This is a genomic window from Heminiphilus faecis (assembly GCF_008728965.1).
GTDB classification, from domain to species: domain Bacteria; phylum Bacteroidota; class Bacteroidia; order Bacteroidales; family Muribaculaceae; genus Muribaculum; species Muribaculum faecis.
The window spans coordinates 40805-59410 of record NZ_VSMC01000001.1; the positions used below are offsets into that span (position 1 = coordinate 40805).

6 protein-coding genes are annotated in these 18606 nt (G+C 50.0%); 1 reads left to right on the plus strand and 5 read right to left on the minus strand.

Features of this window, described 5'->3' with window-relative positions; genetic code table 11:
- Positions 1–17: 17 nt before the first annotated feature.
- Genes FW767_RS00160 through FW767_RS00175 form a run of 4 tightly spaced genes read right to left on the minus strand, consistent with a single transcriptional unit; the run spans position 18 to position 10041 of the window.
- Positions 18–2780 carry a glycoside hydrolase family 2 protein gene (locus FW767_RS00160; RefSeq protein ID WP_121698369.1) on the minus strand — a complete coding sequence of 921 codons (2763 nt, stop codon included), beginning with the start codon at positions 2778–2780 and terminating at the stop codon, positions 18–20.
- A 15-nt stretch (positions 2781–2795) separates the two neighbouring features.
- Positions 2796–4868, minus strand: a complete 2073-nt coding sequence (locus FW767_RS00165) for a beta-galactosidase (RefSeq protein ID WP_121698370.1) — start codon at positions 4866–4868, stop codon at positions 2796–2798.
- Between the two features lie 13 nt (positions 4869–4881).
- Positions 4882–8013, minus strand: coding sequence for a glycoside hydrolase family 2 TIM barrel-domain containing protein (locus FW767_RS00170; RefSeq protein WP_147438703.1), 3132 nt, complete (start codon positions 8011–8013; stop codon positions 4882–4884).
- 12 nt (positions 8014–8025) lie between these two features.
- Positions 8026–10041 carry a beta-xylosidase family glycoside hydrolase gene (locus FW767_RS00175; protein ID WP_235897902.1) on the minus strand — a complete coding sequence of 672 codons (2016 nt, stop codon included), beginning with the start codon at positions 10039–10041 and terminating at the stop codon, positions 8026–8028.
- Between the two features lie 276 nt (positions 10042–10317).
- Between FW767_RS00175 and FW767_RS00180 the strand changes: the two genes are divergently transcribed.
- Positions 10318–14439 (plus strand): hybrid sensor histidine kinase/response regulator transcription factor, encoded by a 4122-nt coding sequence (locus FW767_RS00180; protein ID WP_121698373.1) that lies wholly within the window; start codon positions 10318–10320, stop codon positions 14437–14439.
- A gap of 56 nt (positions 14440–14495) precedes the next feature.
- Here FW767_RS00180 and mutS read toward each other — a convergent pair whose 3' ends face one another.
- A complete protein-coding gene (gene mutS / locus FW767_RS00185; RefSeq protein ID WP_121698374.1) occupies positions 14496–17117 on the minus strand; it encodes a DNA mismatch repair protein MutS in 2622 nt (873 codons plus the stop codon).
- Positions 17118–18606 lie beyond the last annotated feature (1489 nt).

Here is an 18606-nt window from a genome sequence, read left to right on the forward strand (position 1 = left end):
ATTAAATTTATGTTAATTCAGTCATTTTGTAATATCATCCACAGGCTGCCGCTATATGGCACATAGTTGAGCTGCATATTCTTCTGGCCCGAAGGACCGAGCTGAGAGGGATGCTGAAACTTTGTGCCCACAGGCGCTATGGCGTGCATGAAGCCGAAGGATGTGTCGGGAAAACCGGCCGTCGTATAGCCGTTGCCGTCGTGACGAGGCGCCTGCGGACGGAGCATCTGGAAGAAGAGTCCGGGACGCGAGGGAATGAATGTGACAGAGCCCTCGGTAGTATTGACAGTCACCGCACGGCAGTCGGCATGGTAGCCCTTGAACTCAGGATAGAGCCATGACTCACCCGTGACGGTGTTGTTATAAGTCTTGCGGTGGCAGCCGAAAGCGGTACCTTCCATGCGGTTTTTCCATACGCGGTAGGGGCCTTCGCCCACCCATTCCATATCAATGATCTTGTCCTCGGGATAATCAAGTCCCAAACCTATGAAATCAGCCTCGCCGTGAACAGAGAACGAATAGTCAAGTCGCACCGGCTCGCCCGGAGCAAACACCCAGCGCATCCACCGGCCGTCATCGTAGCGCGGCTCCACACAGTAGCTGTCGCCGTCGCGGTAGCAGTTAAGGCCGCTGCAATCATTGCCTGACGTGGCAATCTTCGGCACACCGGTTAGCGAGAAGTGCCCGCGAGGAGTCACTACTGAATCAAGCCGCCCGGTGGAGCGGTCAAACGTATAACGATTGCCGGCATGAAATACACATACATGGGTGTCATCTTCAGTAATTTCGGGCCGCTGTGCTGTAAATGAGCCGAGCAGACGCTTCTGCAGACGGTTGCCGGTACCTATGGGCCAACTGTAAGTGTACACTTCGGCGCCCTGCGGCGAGGTAACCGTCAAACGCAGCATATCGTGACTGTCCCACCCTGCGGGAAGCCCCAACGGAAGCATGCGGCGCTCTCCGGGAGCACACTGCGGGGCGGCCACTTGGCCGCGCAGGGCCACAGTTGCGGTATAGGAGCCACCGGGTTGTCGTGACACGTCGGCAAGCTCATATGTAAAGCCGCACTCCGACAAGTCTGTGAACATATAGTCGTTTTCGACAGCCACCGTGACGTCAGCGCCTTCAGGAAGTGTGCGTGTGGTTACGCGCACAGGCGACCATATCTGTCTTACGGCATAGAAGCTGCCCTCCTTCTGGCGGTACGGACCCAGAATGCCGTCAGGGGCAAGGTCAAATCGACAGTCTATGCTGTCATTGCGGTCGGCGCGTACCAGTCCCTCGTCAAGCAGGGCCCAAAGGAAGCCGCCTGCCGGAGCGCGGTGCTTCATCATCACGTCCCAGAAGTCGCTCAGCGATGCAGCGGCGCCTCCGTCAAAGATGCCGTGCATAAACTCTGTAGGAAAATATATGTCACGGTCATATATAGTGGAATTCACCACATAATTATAGTCAGGATAATGTTTGGTGTCGGTGCCGCGGAAACGCTCCCACGGGTGCATCACGAAACGCTCCTGAAGGTCATATATACGATAATCATCATCGACCCCGGTGTTCCAGCCTCCTTCGTTGCCGTTAGCCCACATTACTATCGACGGATGATTGCGGTCGCGCTCCACTACCTCGCGGACAAGCCGCCGGGCAGGAGCCGTGTCATACTTCTTCTGCCAGCCACACAGCTCGTCGATAACCAACAGTCCTATAGAATCGCATATCTCAAGAAACTCTTTGTCAGGCGGATAATGCGACATCCTCACCGCATTCATGTTCATCTCTTTTATAAGGCGGGCATCGCCAAGCGATATGTCGCGCGACAGCGTACGGCCACTCTCAGGCCAGAAACAATGACGGTTGACACCCTTGAAAATAATACGGCGTCCGTTTAGATAAAATCCGTCACCGGCACGATACTCAACCGTGCGAAAACCTATCTTATCGGTTATCCGGTGGCGAAGTCCACCCTTGTCATGCAATTCGGCAACCACACGATATAGCTGGGGACGCTCATGACTCCACGGCACAACACCCTCCACGACTGTGGATATAACCTCTTCGCCTCTTCCTGTCACAGATGCTGACACACGGTTGCCGTCAAGGGTCTCAACGTAAACCGACACCTCGGCTCCGGAACCGGCACCCGACAGGCAGGGCCTGACACGCAATGTGCCGTCGGCACGTGCGTCTACCGCCATGTCAACAAAATGAATGTCAGGTTTTATCTCCAGATATACCGGACGATAGATGCCTCCGAATAGCCAGAAGTCAGTCTGCCGCTCGGCACGGTATATGGAGCTGTCGGCAGGACATTTGGTGACCTTGACCTCAAGCACATTTTCAGCCTCGTATTTCAGTCGGTCAGAAATATCGTAGCGAAAACGATAAAAACCACCTTCATGCACCGGACCGACAAGGCGGCCGTTGAGCCGCACCTCTGTGTCGGTCATCACGCCTTCAAACACGATGTCGACATGCGATCCGCGCCATGAGCCGTCGGCCTTGAAACGATGACGATAGTAGCCGGTCTCGTCAGAGCCGAACGGCTCTTCCCATCCATAATAGTAATTGCCGAAGCCTTGGGTCTCCCAGCATGAAGGCACCTTTATGCGCGTCCACCGGCCACTGTTGCGGCCCGACGTACACATGAAGTCCCACATCACTTCGCTGTCTTTATCCATACCCGACAGATAACAGCGCTCAGTAACACATGCCGCTTCCGCAGACGAGGACAGCCCCAAGGCAGCGACAAACAGCAATACCGGCAATATAAATTTAATATTCATCCAGATAACGTTTCACTATTTACGACGAAGTATAGCCACATCCCACGGACCAACTGCGATACTGTCGCCTTCGGCTATCTCGGCACCGGTAAGCAGATTGACAGCCCGGCCGCGGTCATAGACCACATTGACGGGAGCGCCGCTGTAATTGAACACATAGTCAAGAGTGCGACCCTGTCCGTTAACCCCGGAGCGCATGATTACAGGGAAACGATGCTCATCATCGGCTATTATACCCTTTTCGACAGCTGCCATCCTCACTATTTTATCAAGCAACTCCTGCGACGGATATGCTCCGATGTAATAAAGCTTGCCCTTGCCGTAACTGTTTTCGGTAATGACAGGCCACTGTCCGAAAAAAGGATGATCGCCGTAGGCAAGCGGTTTGGCAGTCTCCGGCACAAGAAATTCATACCATGTGTTTATACTGTTGCGATCGCCGAGGCCGAAAACATTGTCTTTCAGTTTCATATTACCGATTGTGGAATACTCCTGATAGTAGAAGCCGCAGGCATCACGGAGCGGACCGGGAGCCGGTACTGAACGCACAGCCGAGTGCTCGTTGCAGTAGCCGCTTTTGTGCATCATCACCACATAGCCTCCGTCCTTCACGAACTTGTCGATAGACATGAGCAGACTGTCGTCGGCCACATACAGCGGCGGTATGACAAGCATCGAGTACTTGCTGAAGTCACGCATCCTGTCACACGGCACGATATCGGTCTCTATATTCTGGAAATACAACGCTTTATGCACAAGGTCAACCGGATAATTGGCATCGACCGGATAACCGCCTCCGTTATGATACGGCATAAACGTGAGCGCATGGTGCGAGTCGTGGCTGTATAATATGGCTACTTTGTTGTTTTTCTTCAGATTGACTATGTCCGAGCCTATCTTCTCGAGTTCGCGGGCCGTACGTTGGAACTCGCGGTACACGCGGTTTGGCTGCAGATCGTGGCCGATTACACCGCGCCAGTATGTCTCCTGACCGTAGTGCAGTGTGGCCCAGTGCCAATACTCCACCATATTGGCGCCGGATGCGTAATGTGAGTATACGTTTTGACGAAGCTGGTTGTCGTAAGGCGGATACTGGCTCTTTGAGTCCCATCCGGTACCCTGAGCGTTTGTCTCGGTGATCAGATAGTTGTTGCCCGCCACAGTTCTCATATAGTCGCCGGCATAGGCTATCAGCTGGCCGTCCTGACCATCCTGAACACCGTGGTACACGTTGATGGCCGGATATTCCATCTGACGGAACGACTCCACTTGGTCGACATTATGAAACGCAGGCATGAAACAGTGGGTCACAAACTGGTCGGGGCGCTTGTATTCGTTCACGATGTCGCACTGCCAGTTTAGAAAGTCGGCTATGCGTTTGCGGTTATAACGCTCCCACTCGTTTTTATACGAAGGGCTCGTCACTCCGTCACGTTCATAAAATTCCTCCCATGTGTTGATGTTCATGCCCCAGTAGTTCATACCCCACTCTTTTGTAAGCAGGTCAAGGTCGCCGCCAAACTTATCTTTCATATAATTGCGGAAACCGATGAAGTAATCGCGGTTGTTTACTCCGCGCGCCTCAAGCTCATTGTCGACCTGATAGCCTATGACAGCCGGATGCTTGGCGTAACGTTCAAGCATCTTGCGTATTATGCGCTCGCTGTAAAACAGATAGGTCGGATTGGTGAAATCCATGTTCTGACGTATGCCGTAATGCGACTTTTCGCCGTTCATCTTTTCAGAGAGCACCTCGGGATGCTTGTGGGCAAGCCATGCCGGAATAGAGTAAGTAGGCGTTCCGAGGATGACCTCTATGCCGGCGGCATGAAACTTGTCGAGTATTGTGTCCATCCACTCAAATCGGAACTTTCCCTCCTGCGGCTCAAACAATCCCCACGACGACTCGCCGACGCGCACCACCGTCATGCCTGCATCTTTCATCATGGCTATGTCCTTGTCAAGCCTGTCGTAAGGCATGTACTCGTGATAGTAGGCCGCACCGTAAAGAGGTTTGTCAAAGCGATACTGTGCGTAACCGCTTAATGCCATCGTCAAAACGAGACCGATCAATGCTATTCTCTTCATATAATTTTGTTTATTAGTCTATAGGTGATATTAAAATGTCAAAACAATAATTTTCAGTAGCGTCAACACAATATTCCGGCGCTGTCTTGGCTCCCCAGCCGTCATTTCCGCCTACGCCATGTATAAATCTGTCTATATTGACCGTCATACAACTTCGTATCGGCAGCTCATACTTGTGTTTTACAGCCTCGATATCATCTTCATCATACGGCCACGCCCTGAAATTGAAAGGAGTCGCAGAAGTAAAACGTAAACCTTGACCCGACGCATCAGTGAGCGAGAACCACCTGACGTCGGTACGGTTTGAATTATCCTGAGCCATGACATAATCAGGGCCGAAACAGTCGAGTGTCTTCCGGTACAGGCCTATGAATGCTCCGGTTTTACGGTCGGGATAGCTCTCCCATTCACCTCGTCCATACCATGTGATATTATCATATTTTATAGGTATGCCGACTCTGAAGCCATACTTGGGCATAAACTGAGCTACAGGATTATACGGATTATACCGGCCTGATACACGTACAACTCCTGAGCCAGCGATATCATACTGAAGATTGTAAGAAGCTCCCACGGCCGACAAATCAATATCAAACGATACGCGCACGCAACTATCGGTCACACATACGTCGCAGCCTGTCACATGGCGTGATTTTATCTCTTCTTTCCATACTCCGAACCGTTCATTATATCCGTTATGTCGCTGCACATCGTTGGCCGGTTTCCAGAAATACGGCTCCAGCGGCGCCTCTATGACAGCCCGGTCCATATAGTACCAGCCGACGAGTGCTCCGCTGATTTTGTCAAATGACAGTTTAAAACCATCTTTACGTTCTACGGTTATTAATCTGTCGGATTCATTGACAGTCATGTCTGCGCGCGATTTTTCAACAGCGCATCTGTCAGCATATTCATCGAATACAAATTGCTCCATGGCTACTGCAAATCCCTTATCAGCCCACAATGTTGGTTTACGCAACACAGCCGATATGTTAAGGCATTTCTCGCCTACGGTGTCAGGCTTTTCAGAAGCATGCAGTATACCGTCTTTCAACATGACGTAATCGCGTGACACAGGATGTCCGTCAACATACCACTCGCATACATAGTCGAAATCATCAGCCGGCAGAAAATCATAACGGTTCTCTACCGATACTGTCATTAACGACGTGTCAGCTATGGCAAATTCAAGATTCTGATATACTTTCCTTACCTCATAATATCCGGGGTGAGGCACACGGTCAGAACCGACAATACCGTCTATGCCGTAATTGGCATCATTCGGGAAATCGCCGAAATCCCCGCCTATGGCCCAGAATTCATCATTGGCAGGATGTTGGGTGTCAGGCATTTTACGATAGTCGACACTGTCGCTGTTTATGTTTTTTATAAGGCTTTTGTCGCACCACTCCCATATTGCACCGCCCAATATGCCCGGATTACTGTAAAAAACGTCCATGTACTCTTTAAGATTACCGGTCGAGTTCCCCATAGCATAAGCATACTCACGCATAAATACAGGACGATCAGATATTCTATCTGCCAAGGCCTTATAATCGTTGGGCGACAAGTAGCCTTCGTCATATATATCAGATATCGAACGGTCGGTGTCGCTATATATGACGCGTGTACTGTCGATTGACAACACCGCATTGCGCATAGCCTTAAGATTGGCCCCGCTTCCGCCTTCATTACCCATCGACCAGATTATCACGCACGGATGATTCTTGTCACGCTCGACAAGCGACAATGCTCTGTCAACATGAGCCTTCTCCCATGAAGGAGCGTCACCGAGTATTTTATTCCCCAGACCCAGACCGTGGCTTTCATGATTGGCTTCATCCATCACATAAAATCCGTAGCGGTCACATAGTTCATAAAACAACGGCACATCGGGATAATGACTGGTACGTATCATATTGATATTTGCACGCTTCATCAATATGAGGTCATTATGTATAGACGATGCGTCGACAGTGCGCCCGCTCCGAGGTAAAAACTCATGACGGTTTATTCCTTTCAGCTTAACCGGAACGCCGTTAATCTTGAAAATTTCACCGTCGATCTTTATTTTACGAAATCCGGTATGATATGTGAATGTCTCGACTAAAACGCCTCTTTTTTTCATCCGTATCGTGACATCATACAGATTGGGAGTTTCCGCACTCCATAATGACGGAGCGGTTACGGGACAATTAACCGTATATCGTACGTTTTCTTTATTTTTCAGGACCGCCAACGGCTTCTCAGCCGTAACAGAAACGACATTGCCGTTACGGTCGGTACCTCGGACCGACAGTTCGACCGCCACCCCTCCTGCATCCTTACCCGATAAGTTGATGACATCAAACGTCAGTGCCACATCACCATTATCCATCGAGTCATCCAACGTCGATTGAATAAAGTAGTCATTGATATGCACATCAGGTCTGGTCCATATTCCGACACTGCGAAATATTCCACTCAATCTCCACATATCCTGATCCTCAAGATAGCTGCCGTCGCACCAGCGATATACTTCCACGGCTATCGTATTTTCGCCTTTGACAAGAAATTCGGTTATGTCAAACTCGGCAGGACTGTTGGAATTCTGGCTATAGCCTACATTGTGTCCGTTGATCCATACATACATGGCGGATTCCACTCCGTCAAAATGAAGTATGTAGCGTCTGTCAGCGGCAAGTCTGTCAATATCGAAACTCCTGCGGTAAGAGCCCACCGGATTACGATGTAAATAACTGTAATAGTGTGCGGGGGGCTCATCGGTCACTTTAGGAGGATTCAATACAAAAGGATAAGGCTGGTTGGTGTATATGGCCTTACCGAAACCTTGAAGTTGCCAATGGCCGGGAACATCTATCTCGCTCCAGTCCGATGTATCGAATCCGCTGCGATAAAAATCAGCGGGTCGGCAGTCTGGATCAGGCGACCATTTAAAATGCCATATTCCGTCAAGCGACAGCCATCGTTCATCCGCATCACGCAATGACGGAAGGACCATTGTCGCGTGATAGGGCAACTTATTGATACCTACTATATTCTCATCCTCCCAGTCGTGATGATTGTTACCGGCAACGACAATAAATTGCCATAAGACAGCTATTGTCATTAAAGCTATGGACCTCTTCATTTCAGATAAAGTCACGACTATGTACTGCTATTTGAACTGCCAACTGCCAAAACCCATGCCATCACCTTTAAGCACGAAACACAAATCGCAGGGATCACTGCCGACAGTGCCGGCCACTTTCGCCTTGTGGAGCTTGGCTCCGGCCGCATCGACATTGACCGTAGCGAGCAGCTCACCGTCGGCCGAACCTTTTCGTACCTCTATAGTACCCTTTCCTGAAGCTATGACATGACACCGGCTCGGCTTCCTGCTGAACTCCACGCCACGCACCATGATCAGAGCTTCCTTTTCAACCGGCATGGCAGTCATGCTTCCCGGCTCGGAAGCAGGTACATATTTCACTCCTTTCGTGGCTACCGTGGTAGCGGCCTGCTGTATCGCAAACGGATCAAGCGGCTTGAGCTGTGCAGGACCTCCGAGTGTCTGGTCGGCCATGGCTATGTCAAGCTTATCTTCATCAACCTTGATTTCGTCGACACACACGCTTCTGAACCCTCCATCGGTATTAAAACTGTTCTGGAGCGACATGGTATGATAAAATACATACCAGCGGTCTTTATATTTATTTAGATGGGTGTGATTATTGGAGTAGTCAAATCCATAGTCACCGGGATTCATCAGATAGTGATGATGATACTTCCAGCTGTCGGAATCAAGAGGGGTCTTGCTTGTCATATAGCTCATAGAGCATATCGTGGGCACATCGGCACTTGCCGTCCAGTCGCTGCGGTCCTTCCAGTCGGTATTGTAAGTATACACATAAGTACCGTTTATATAATTGAGCTCGTTGGCTTCGAAATGATGCGGGGCCGGAAGCTCCTTCATTTCGCTGTCTATACTTGTCATGTCGGCGCCGAGCCGCATTATTATGCTGTTACCGGCTCCTATAGATAGCCATCCGGTGCCGTCGGCATCTATGACCGCACCCGGGTCAAAAGGCACTTTGCACTTGCCGAGTCCGGGGGTATTGGCATCCACAAGACTCTTGTCAAGCGGGCTTGTCCAAGGCCCTACCGGAGATGTAGCGGTGAGCACTCCGGTACCGAAGCCGCTGTTGGAGAAATAAAGATAAAAATGAGTCTTGCCGTCGCTTTCCTGACGTTTAATAATCGAAGGAGCCCATGACGCCATAATCCAAGGAGCAATTTCGCCGACATTTATAAGTCCGTGATAGGTCCAGTTGACCATATCGTCGGTCGACATCATAGCAAGCGTCTTTATCTTCTCATAGGTATTTTTACCGTCGCGGCCCACACCTTCGTACTGCTGATGGTCGTTTGTAGCATATACATACAACCGTCCGTCATGCTCGACAGCGGTCGGGTCAGCGGTAAAAAGGAAGTCGAGAAGCGGATTGCCGTTTTTTGAAATCAGTTTCGGCGATATTTCCGGTATGACTTCACGGTATTTGAAACAGTCAAAATCGGCATATCCATTGTTTTCTGCAAAAAGGCCTATATAAACGGGTCCGCGACTCTTTGACGCGCCGTTCACAAGTGAGGCGTCGACATGTCCGGCCTCTTTGAAATCAGAGCCGTCGGTCGAATAAAAAAACGCATAAGAATCGGAAGTACCTTTGACTTTCACTTCTACAAATCCCTCGGGAGCTGCGCCAATCACTTCGTCATGCCGTTTGCCGCCCGCATTATAGCGAAAATGTATCTGTCCATCTTCTACACACAGATCGCAGTGTGCGTCAGGAGCTACATAAGCGGTTATGCCGGCAGTGGCTCCTTCTGCCACTTCAAAGCGTGTTGAAGCCTGAAAATCGGCATGTTCCTGCTGACGTCCCACAAGTGCCGTAGCGCCTTTCTGTTCCGATATGGGGCTGCCGCCTCTCATACGCAGAAAACCGCCACGCTCGGTCAGGGAGTACTTTTCCGCAGAGTCACCGGCCTTATAGCTCCACTCGGTGCCGAGCTGCGGATTGTTAAAGTCCCAGTCAGGACTCTTCTTGGTGTTTTTGGAAGATGCATCGGTGTTTACCGTCATGCTGCCGGCTATAACGCACAATGCAGTCAGAGATGATACGATTCGGTTCATTTTGATATCCGGTATTTTGGGGTTACTTATTCCATGTGATGTTGACCAGCCTAAGAGGTGTCTTTTATGGTAATTGCAAAGGTAAAATAGATCGGGCAATAAACCGGCATCGTATATAATACATCGACGCTCCATAAGTTAAATACACGCTCAACTTATGTTATTAATAAGATACACCTTTGTTAAACCGATTGAAACTCACATATATTTATACATTCTCACCGCTCGTATCGCCCCGATAAATAATTATATTTGCCGACGAAAACCGGTCATCAGATGAAACATTACATTTCTATACTTCTAATCCTTGCCGCGTTGTCGGGGTATGCCGAGGAAAACATCATGTTCAGGCACATCACGATGACCGACGGCATGAGTGACAACCAAGTCAACCATATAACCCGCGACTCACAGGGCTTCATGTGGTTTTCAACCTCCCACGGACTTAACAGATACGACGGATATACATTTAAAGTATTTGCCCGCGACACCGTGCCCGGCAACCTGCCCAACTCATTCATAATAAACGTTCAGGAAGATGCCACAGGTATGTTATGGATCAAACTACGTACCGACATATACAGCTGCTATGACCCGCAAAAAGAAATATTTATCGATGCGAAGACCGTATTGGAAGATAAATATGGCATCACCGACATGATATCGACGATATATGTCGACGAAAAAAAAGACCTGTGGTTTCACAACGACACAAAAGGCACTTACCGATACAGTTTTGCCGACAAAAAGCTCACGCTGACACCGGCAAGCCCAGCGTTAGCCAAGTCCGGAGCCATCCTAACCTCAATGAGCGATGACCGTCACGGAGTACTGCGCATATACTCCAACGGTTTTTTCGACCATATCGACAGACTGTCAGTAGCTAAAGCCGACTATGAAAACGACTATCTGACTAAAATACCGGCAGATACCGATGAGCGATACAAGATTTTCACGGACCGCGACAGAGATTACTGGATATACTCCGATAAAGGCATATGGGTTTATTACAGCCACGAAAAAAGATGGGAGGCTGTCAACACCGATGAAAGCTCCACCTACAGACTTACTGGCAATCATATAAAATCGATAATAAATGACCGGTACGGACGCATATGGATAGGCATAGACCACGGCGGCATAAACATAATAGACAAAAAACAGAAAACAATACGGTATATCGAACACCGTACAACCGACGAACGAAGCATAAGCCAGAATAATCTCACATGTCTGTATGCCGATCCTGACGGCGGCATATGGGCCGGTACGTTCAAGCGTGGCGTGTCATATTACAACGAGAACATGTTCAGGTTCTACACCGATCACTTTCCGGAGTTCAACAGCCATAAAAACTTCATACCCGACATTAGTTCGATAACCGAAGACCGAGACGGCAATCTGTACCTCGGAGTGACAAACGGCCTGATTACAGTAAACAAGACCTCCAAAGAGAAGACATTTATACCTTTGGCCGCACCCTATAATTCTTTTCCCGACGACGTCATACTGAGCATAGCTCAAAGCGACAACGGCAAACTATGGCTCGGAACTTATCAGGGAGGACTGCTGTCGTATGATTCCGGAAAATTCTCGTCACACAGGCTCGATCATGACAATAAAGATTCGTACGCCAACAAATCCATATGGTGCATGACTCAGGACCGGTCGGGATACTTATGGATAGGCACGTGGGGAGCCGGACTGTGGGGTATAGATCCGGAGTCGGAACGGTCAATACACTACAACGACATCGGCGGACAGTTCAACAATGAACAGATAGCATCCATATGCGCGGCAAAAGACGGAAATCTGTATATGGCCACCACGTACGGTATACTTATATACTACCCTGTCACCGGTAAATACGAAAAACAGATAGGCGACCGGCGCGGCGAGAAATCCTTTTCCAACCAGCTCATAACACATATCACGGAGGACAGCCGCGGCCTGCTGTGGATATCGACCCAAGAGGGCATGAACATATATGACCGAAGCCATGACGAAGTTACCGTCATTGAGGGCGATCTGCGCAATTCCATTATATGCGGAGCTGTCGAGGACAATGACAAAAACATGTGGATCACAACTTCCGACGGCATATACCATGTAATTGTCAGCGGACGCAAGACCGGATATGACTATGAAATCAAGAAATATGACGACCTCAGCGCAATAGACAACCAGCAATGCAATCCGAGAGCCATAATAAAGGCCGCATCCGGAAAAATAGTATTGGGAGGAGTCAGCGGCGTCAGCATATTTGACCCTATAAATCTCGCATACAGCACTCCTATGCCCGAAATACGCTTCACCAACCTTTCACTGTTCAATAAAAGCGTTAAAATAGACTCTCTGTATCAAGGCAACCGCATACTTGACCGGGCATTGAATTACACCGATGAGATAAAACTTGATTACGGCCAAAACATATTCAGCGTCACCTTTTCGTCAATGGACTATTGCAAACTCGAAAAGAACGGCTATATGTACATGCTTGAAGGCTTCGACACCGACTGGACATACACCACCGACAACAACCTCACGTACACCAACCTCGGTCCCGGAACATATACGCTGAAAGTCAAGCCCGTCAATGACAACGGACTTGTCGGAGAGAACGCAGCCGAACTGCGCATAGTGATAGCTCCGCCGTTTTACCGCTCTTGGATAGCCTACATAATATATGCTCTTATGCTCGTAGGAGTGATTCTGCTCGTAAAAGCCTACATGCGCCACAGCGAGGCACAGAAGTACAAACTCTTGCAGATACAGCAGGAGGCCAATCAAAAGCATGAAATCGACAATATGAAGCTCCGCTTCTTCACCAACATAAGCCATGACCTGCGCACACCGCTCACCCTTATACTCACCCCGCTTGAATATGTCATGGAACGTATAGACGACACTGACTTCCGCGACAAGCTCACCATAGCCCACAACAATGCCATGAGACTGCTTGACATGGTAAACCAGTTGCTCGACTTCCGCAAGAGCGACATGACCGGGCATACACTCTCGGCAGCGGGAGGCGACATAGTGGAGACTATACGCACCCAGTGCAACAACTTTGCCGGATACTCCGAGCAACGCAATATAAATCTTACATTCTTCTCGCCTGTCAAGAAACTTTACATGGTCTTTGACGAAGACAAGATCAACAAGATAGTCATGAATCTGCTGTCTAACGCATTCAAGTTCACACCCGAGGGAGGACGCGTGGATGTATCGCTCGACATCGTGCCTAAAACCGAAAACGGACAGGAGATGCTGGAGATAAAAGTAGCCGACAACGGATGCGGCATAAGCGACGAGCACAAATCCATGATATTTGAACGCTTCTATCAGGTACCGCGAAAAGACAGCAGGATAGCAAGCGGCAGCGGCGTGGGGCTTAATCTTGTAAAAGAATTTGTAACCCTTCACAAGGGCACCATAGAAGTTCATGACAACATAGGCAAAGGATCAGTATTTGTCGTCAGAATACCGGTGGAACGCGTGAGCGCCACAGACAGCGACTGTTCCGTAGCCGAACAGACAGAAACAGTAGAAATACCTGTGATACACTGCGGGCAAGAAGACAACGAACTAAATGACAGTAATTTAGGGGGGGATAACATGCGCCCGTCAATCCTTCTTGTCGATGACAACGATGATTTCCGCATGTTCATGAAAGACTGTCTCAAGCATGATTATAACATATATGAAGCGGCTGACGGCGCCGAGGCATGGAAAATGTTGCCCGAACTACAGCCCGACATTATCGTCAGCGATGTGATGATGCCCGAAATGGACGGCAACGAACTCTGCCGTCTTGTGAAAAACGATATACGCACATCACACATACTTGTCATTCTGCTGACGGCGCGTGCAGCCAAAGAGCATGAACAGAAAGGGCTTGAGGTCGGTGCCGACGACTATATAACGAAGCCGTTCAATCTTAATATTCTGACACTGCGTATTAAAAATCTGCTGCAGCGCCGACGCGACTCCCACAGCAAACCCATGGATGTATCACCAAGCAAAATCAACATAACGTCGCTTGACGAGAAGTTGATAAACAAGGCCATACAATATGTGGAAAACAATCTGAGCCGGAGCGACCTGTCGGTAGAGGAACTCAGCGGCGAGCTCGGCATGAGCCGTGTGCACCTTTACAAAAAGCTCCTGTCAATAACAGGCAAGACTCCGATAGAGTTTATAAGAATACTGCGGTTGAAACGCGCGGCCCAAATGCTCCGCGAAAGTCAGTTGAGTATCGCAGAGGTCACCTATCAGACCGGCTTCAACAACCTCAATCTCTTCCGCAAGTACTTCAAGACCGAGTTCGGCATGCTCCCGTCAGAGTACCAAGCAAAATACAGCGAAAAGTACTTAGGTCCGCAAAACAAAATATAGCGGATAAAAAAGCTACTGTCTGTAAGTTCTGAATCAGGCAAAAAAACAGAAAAATGTCAGTCGGTTTTGCCGGTGATTATCGACTTTATGTCATGGAGTTTGTTGAGAGCGGCCATAGGCGTAAGATTGTTGATGTCGGTATGCAGTATTTCGTCACGTATCTGCGTGAGTACTGGGTCGTCAAGCTGAAAGAATGACAACTGCACGCCTCCGCGCTCTTCGGCTATATTGCTCATATTCTTACCTATCGAGTCCTGACGGTTATTGCTCTCAAGATGCTTCAACACTTGGTCGGCACGCTTTACTATAGTCTGCGGCATGCCGGCGAGCTTAGCGACATGTATACCGAAACTGTGTTCGCTGCCCCCTTTGGCGAGCTTGCGTAGAAACACGACCTTGCCGTTGATCTCCTTTACCGACACATTATAGTTCACTACCCTCGGGAAGCTCGCAGCCATCTCGTTGAGTTCATGGTAATGGGTGGCAAAGAGAGTCTTGGGATGCATTGAGCCGTGCTCATGGATATGCTCCACTATGGCCCAAGCTATGGATATGCCGTCGTATGTGGAAGTACCGCGTCCAAGCTCGTCAAACAGTATAAGACTGCGTTCGCTCATGTTGTTGAGTATCGAGGCCGCCTCGTTCATCTCGACCATAAACGTGGACTCGCCGAGCGATATATTGTCGCTCGCCCCGACACGTGTAAACACCTTGTCCACAACTCCTATGCGGGCGCTCTCGGCCGCCACGAAGCTGCCTATCTGCGCAAGTATAACATTAAGGGCGGTCTGACGCAACAGGGCTGACTTACCCGACATGTTCGGACCGGTGATCATCATGATCTGCGTGCCCGTATTGCTCAGGTTCACACTGTTGGTTATGTACGGCTCACCGGGCGGCAGCTGCTTCTCGATCACAGGGTGGCGCCCCTCCTTTATGTCTATTACAAGCGAGTCATCGACTACCGGACGGTTGTAATGGTTCTCCATCGCCACACGTGTAAACGACAGCAATACGTCGATATGGGCCACAAGCGACGAATCAAGCTGAATGGCGGGTATAAATTCTACGAGCCGCGCCACCAAGTCATTATACAGCCGGGTTTCTATTATGGCTATCTTCTCCTGCGCTCCGAGTATTTTCTCTTCATAGTCTTTAAGTTCCTGAGTGATATAACGCTCCGCATTGACAAGAGTCTGCTTGCGTATCCACTCTCCGGGCACTTTTGACTTGTGAGTGTTGGTAACCTCGATATAGTAGCCGAACACATTATTGTAACCTATCTTCAGGCTCGGGATGCCGGTGGCGGCCACTTCGCGTGCCTGAAGCTTCATTAGATAATCTTTGCCCTGATACGCTATGTCGCGCAATTCGTCAAGCTCGGCGTCGACCCCGTGCTTTATAACCGTACCGCGGTTAATGGCTATGGGAGCGTCATCGACAATCTCGCGGTCTATACGGTCGCGTATAAGCGTGCACGGATTAAGCTGCTCGCCTATGGTTTTCAGCGCCTCAAGGTCAGAATTGCAGCATAGCGTCTTTATTGGATTGATAGCGGTAAGGGCATTGCGCAGCTGCACTACTTCACGTGGCGTCACTCGTCCTACGGCAACTTTGGATATTATGCGCTCCATGTCGCCTATCTGCTCAAGAAAAGTCTTTATCTGGTCGCGCTCTTCAGGATGACGGAAGAAATACTCAACTATATCAAGACGCGAGTTTATGGCCTTGACATCTTTGAGCGGAAACAGAAGCCATCTGCGAAGCAATCGGGCGCCCATGGGACTGACCGTACGGTCAATGACTCCGAGCAGGCTTCTGCCCTCGTCGGCCATTGTATCGACGAGTTCCAGATTGCGTACAGTGAACTTGTCAAGCCTTACATAGCTACTCTCTTCGATGCGGCGCAACTTCAGTATATGCCCTATTTCGGTATGTTTTGTTATGTCAAGATAATGGAGTATGGCTCCGGAGGCAACAATAGCGGCATGCATGGCGTGGACACCGAATCCTTTGAGGTTGCGCGTCTCGAAGTGCTTCAGCAGCCGGTCGAGTGCAGCCTCCTCGGTAAATATCCAGTCGTCCAGTTCAAAAGCAAGATAGCGGGTATTGAACGTAGCATCGAGCCACTTGCGTGACCCGCGCTCGATCAGCACCTCCTTAGGGGCGAAATTATTAAGCAGTTTATCTATATAATCGGCGGTACCCTCGGCCGTCAGGAACTCACCTGTGGAGATATCAAGGAATGCCACCCCGACGACCCCCGCCTTGGTAGCATGCAATGCCGCCACAAAGTTATTTTCTTTATGGTTAAGCACTGTGTCGTTGATTGACACTCCGGGGGTAACAAGTTCTGTTATGCCACGCTTGACAAGCTTCTTGGTCAGCTTCGGATCCTCAAGCTGCTCGCATATGGCCACACGTTTTCCGGCCCTTACAAGTTTGGGTAGATATGTATCGAGTGCGTGATGCGGAAACCCGGCCAGTTCTACATATTGCGATACCCCGTTGGCGCGTCGGGTGAGTGTTATACCGAGTATCTCCGACGTAATTATGGCATCATCGGAAAATGTTTCGTAAAAGTCGCCGACACGAAACAGCAATATGGCATCGGGATGTTTTTGTTTCATCTCGATGTATTGCTTCATAAGTGGAGTTTCGACAATTTTATGAGCCATGAATCTACTTTTATTGTGTAAAGTTACTACATCCGCGCCGCTTTCGCAAATACTTTTAGCGCCTGCCTATCCGATAAATCATTAAACAGCGTCCGGTCGCGGAAAATCCCGGGCCAACGTTGATTGAACGACAACCGTGCGGTAGGGGCGCCAGTACCACGGCGCCCGGTTACGACCCGTAGGGCCGTCAGGGTTCCACAAACGTATTGGCGCAGACGCCACGTATATTGGGCCGTACGGATTCGCGGGCGCCGTGGTACTGGCGCCCCTACAGACTTATCCGATTCACATCGACATTGAGCCATCCGGATTTTACCAACGTACAGGCGCAGACGCCACGTATATTGGGGCTGCGAGCCTGTAAAGGCTCACGCCAAACGTTAGCCGGGTACAAAGTGCCCGGATTGCGAAATTCGCAGTAAAAGTTGTTTGAGTCTGACAAGACTCGTGCTTGTTTCGACTGATGGCTCGATTCAGGCATGAGTCTTTACAGACTCATCGATGAGGGAAAATACGACATACCGGAGACTGCGTCATCCTTCGGATGCCTTGTCCCCGGCTAACGTGAGGCAGGAGCCTTGACAGGCTCTAAATATCGGAACCCATTTTCATTGCAAAATTGAGCAAGCCATACGGATACGCGGAAAATCCCGGATCAACGTTGATTGGACGGCAACCGTGCGGTACTGGCGCCAGTATCACGGCGCCCGGTTACGGAAAATCCCGGGCCAGCGTTGATTGGACGACAACCGTGCGGTAGGGGCGCCAGTACCACGGCGTCCGGTCGCGGAAAATCCCGGGCCAACGTTGATTGGACGACAACCGTGCGGTAGGGGCGCCAGTATCACGGCGCCCGGTTACGACCCGTATGGCCATCAGGGTTCCACAAACGTACAGGCGCAGACGCCAAGTATATTGGGCCGTACGGAGACGCGGGCGCCGTGGTACTGGCGCCCCTACAGGCACATCCGATTCACTACGGCGGCCGTACGGATTCGCCACGGTACAGGCGCAGACGTCATGTATATTGGGGCTGCGAGCCTGTAAAGGCTCACGCCAAACGTTAGCCGGGTACAAAGTGCCCGGATTGCGAAATTCGCAGTAAAAGTTGTTTGAGTCTGACAAGACTCGTGCTTGTTTCGACTGATGGCTCGATTCAGGCATGAGTCTTTACAGACTCATCGATGAGGGGAAATACGACATACCGGAGACTGCGTCATCCTTCGGATGCCTTGTCCCCGGCTAACGTGAGGCAGGAGCCTTGGCAGGCTCTAAATATCGGAACCCATTTTCATTGCAAAATTGAGCAAGCCATGCGGAAAATCCCGGATCAACGTTGATTGGACGGCAACCGTGTGGTACTGGCGCCCCTACAGACACATCCGATTCTCATCGGGATTGGGCCGTGCGGATTCGCGGGCGCCGTACTACTGGCGCCCCTACAGACACATCCGATTCTCATCGGTATTGGGCCGTGCGGATTCGCGGG

Coding starts and splice junctions, on each gene's coding strand:
- FW767_RS00160 (WP_121698369.1), bottom strand. CDS start 2,780: ATGAATATTAAATTTATATTGCCGGTATTGCTGTTTGTCGCTGCCTTG.
- FW767_RS00165 (WP_121698370.1), bottom strand. CDS start 4,868: ATGAAGAGAATAGCATTGATCGGTCTCGTTTTGACGATGGCATTAAGC.
- FW767_RS00175 (WP_235897902.1), bottom strand. CDS start 10,041: ATGAACCGAATCGTATCATCTCTGACTGCATTGTGCGTTATAGCCGGC.
- FW767_RS00180 (WP_121698373.1), top strand. CDS start 10,318: ATGAAACATTACATTTCTATACTTCTAATCCTTGCCGCGTTGTCGGGG.
- mutS (WP_121698374.1), bottom strand. CDS start 17,117: ATGGCTCATAAAATTGTCGAAACTCCACTTATGAAGCAATACATCGAG.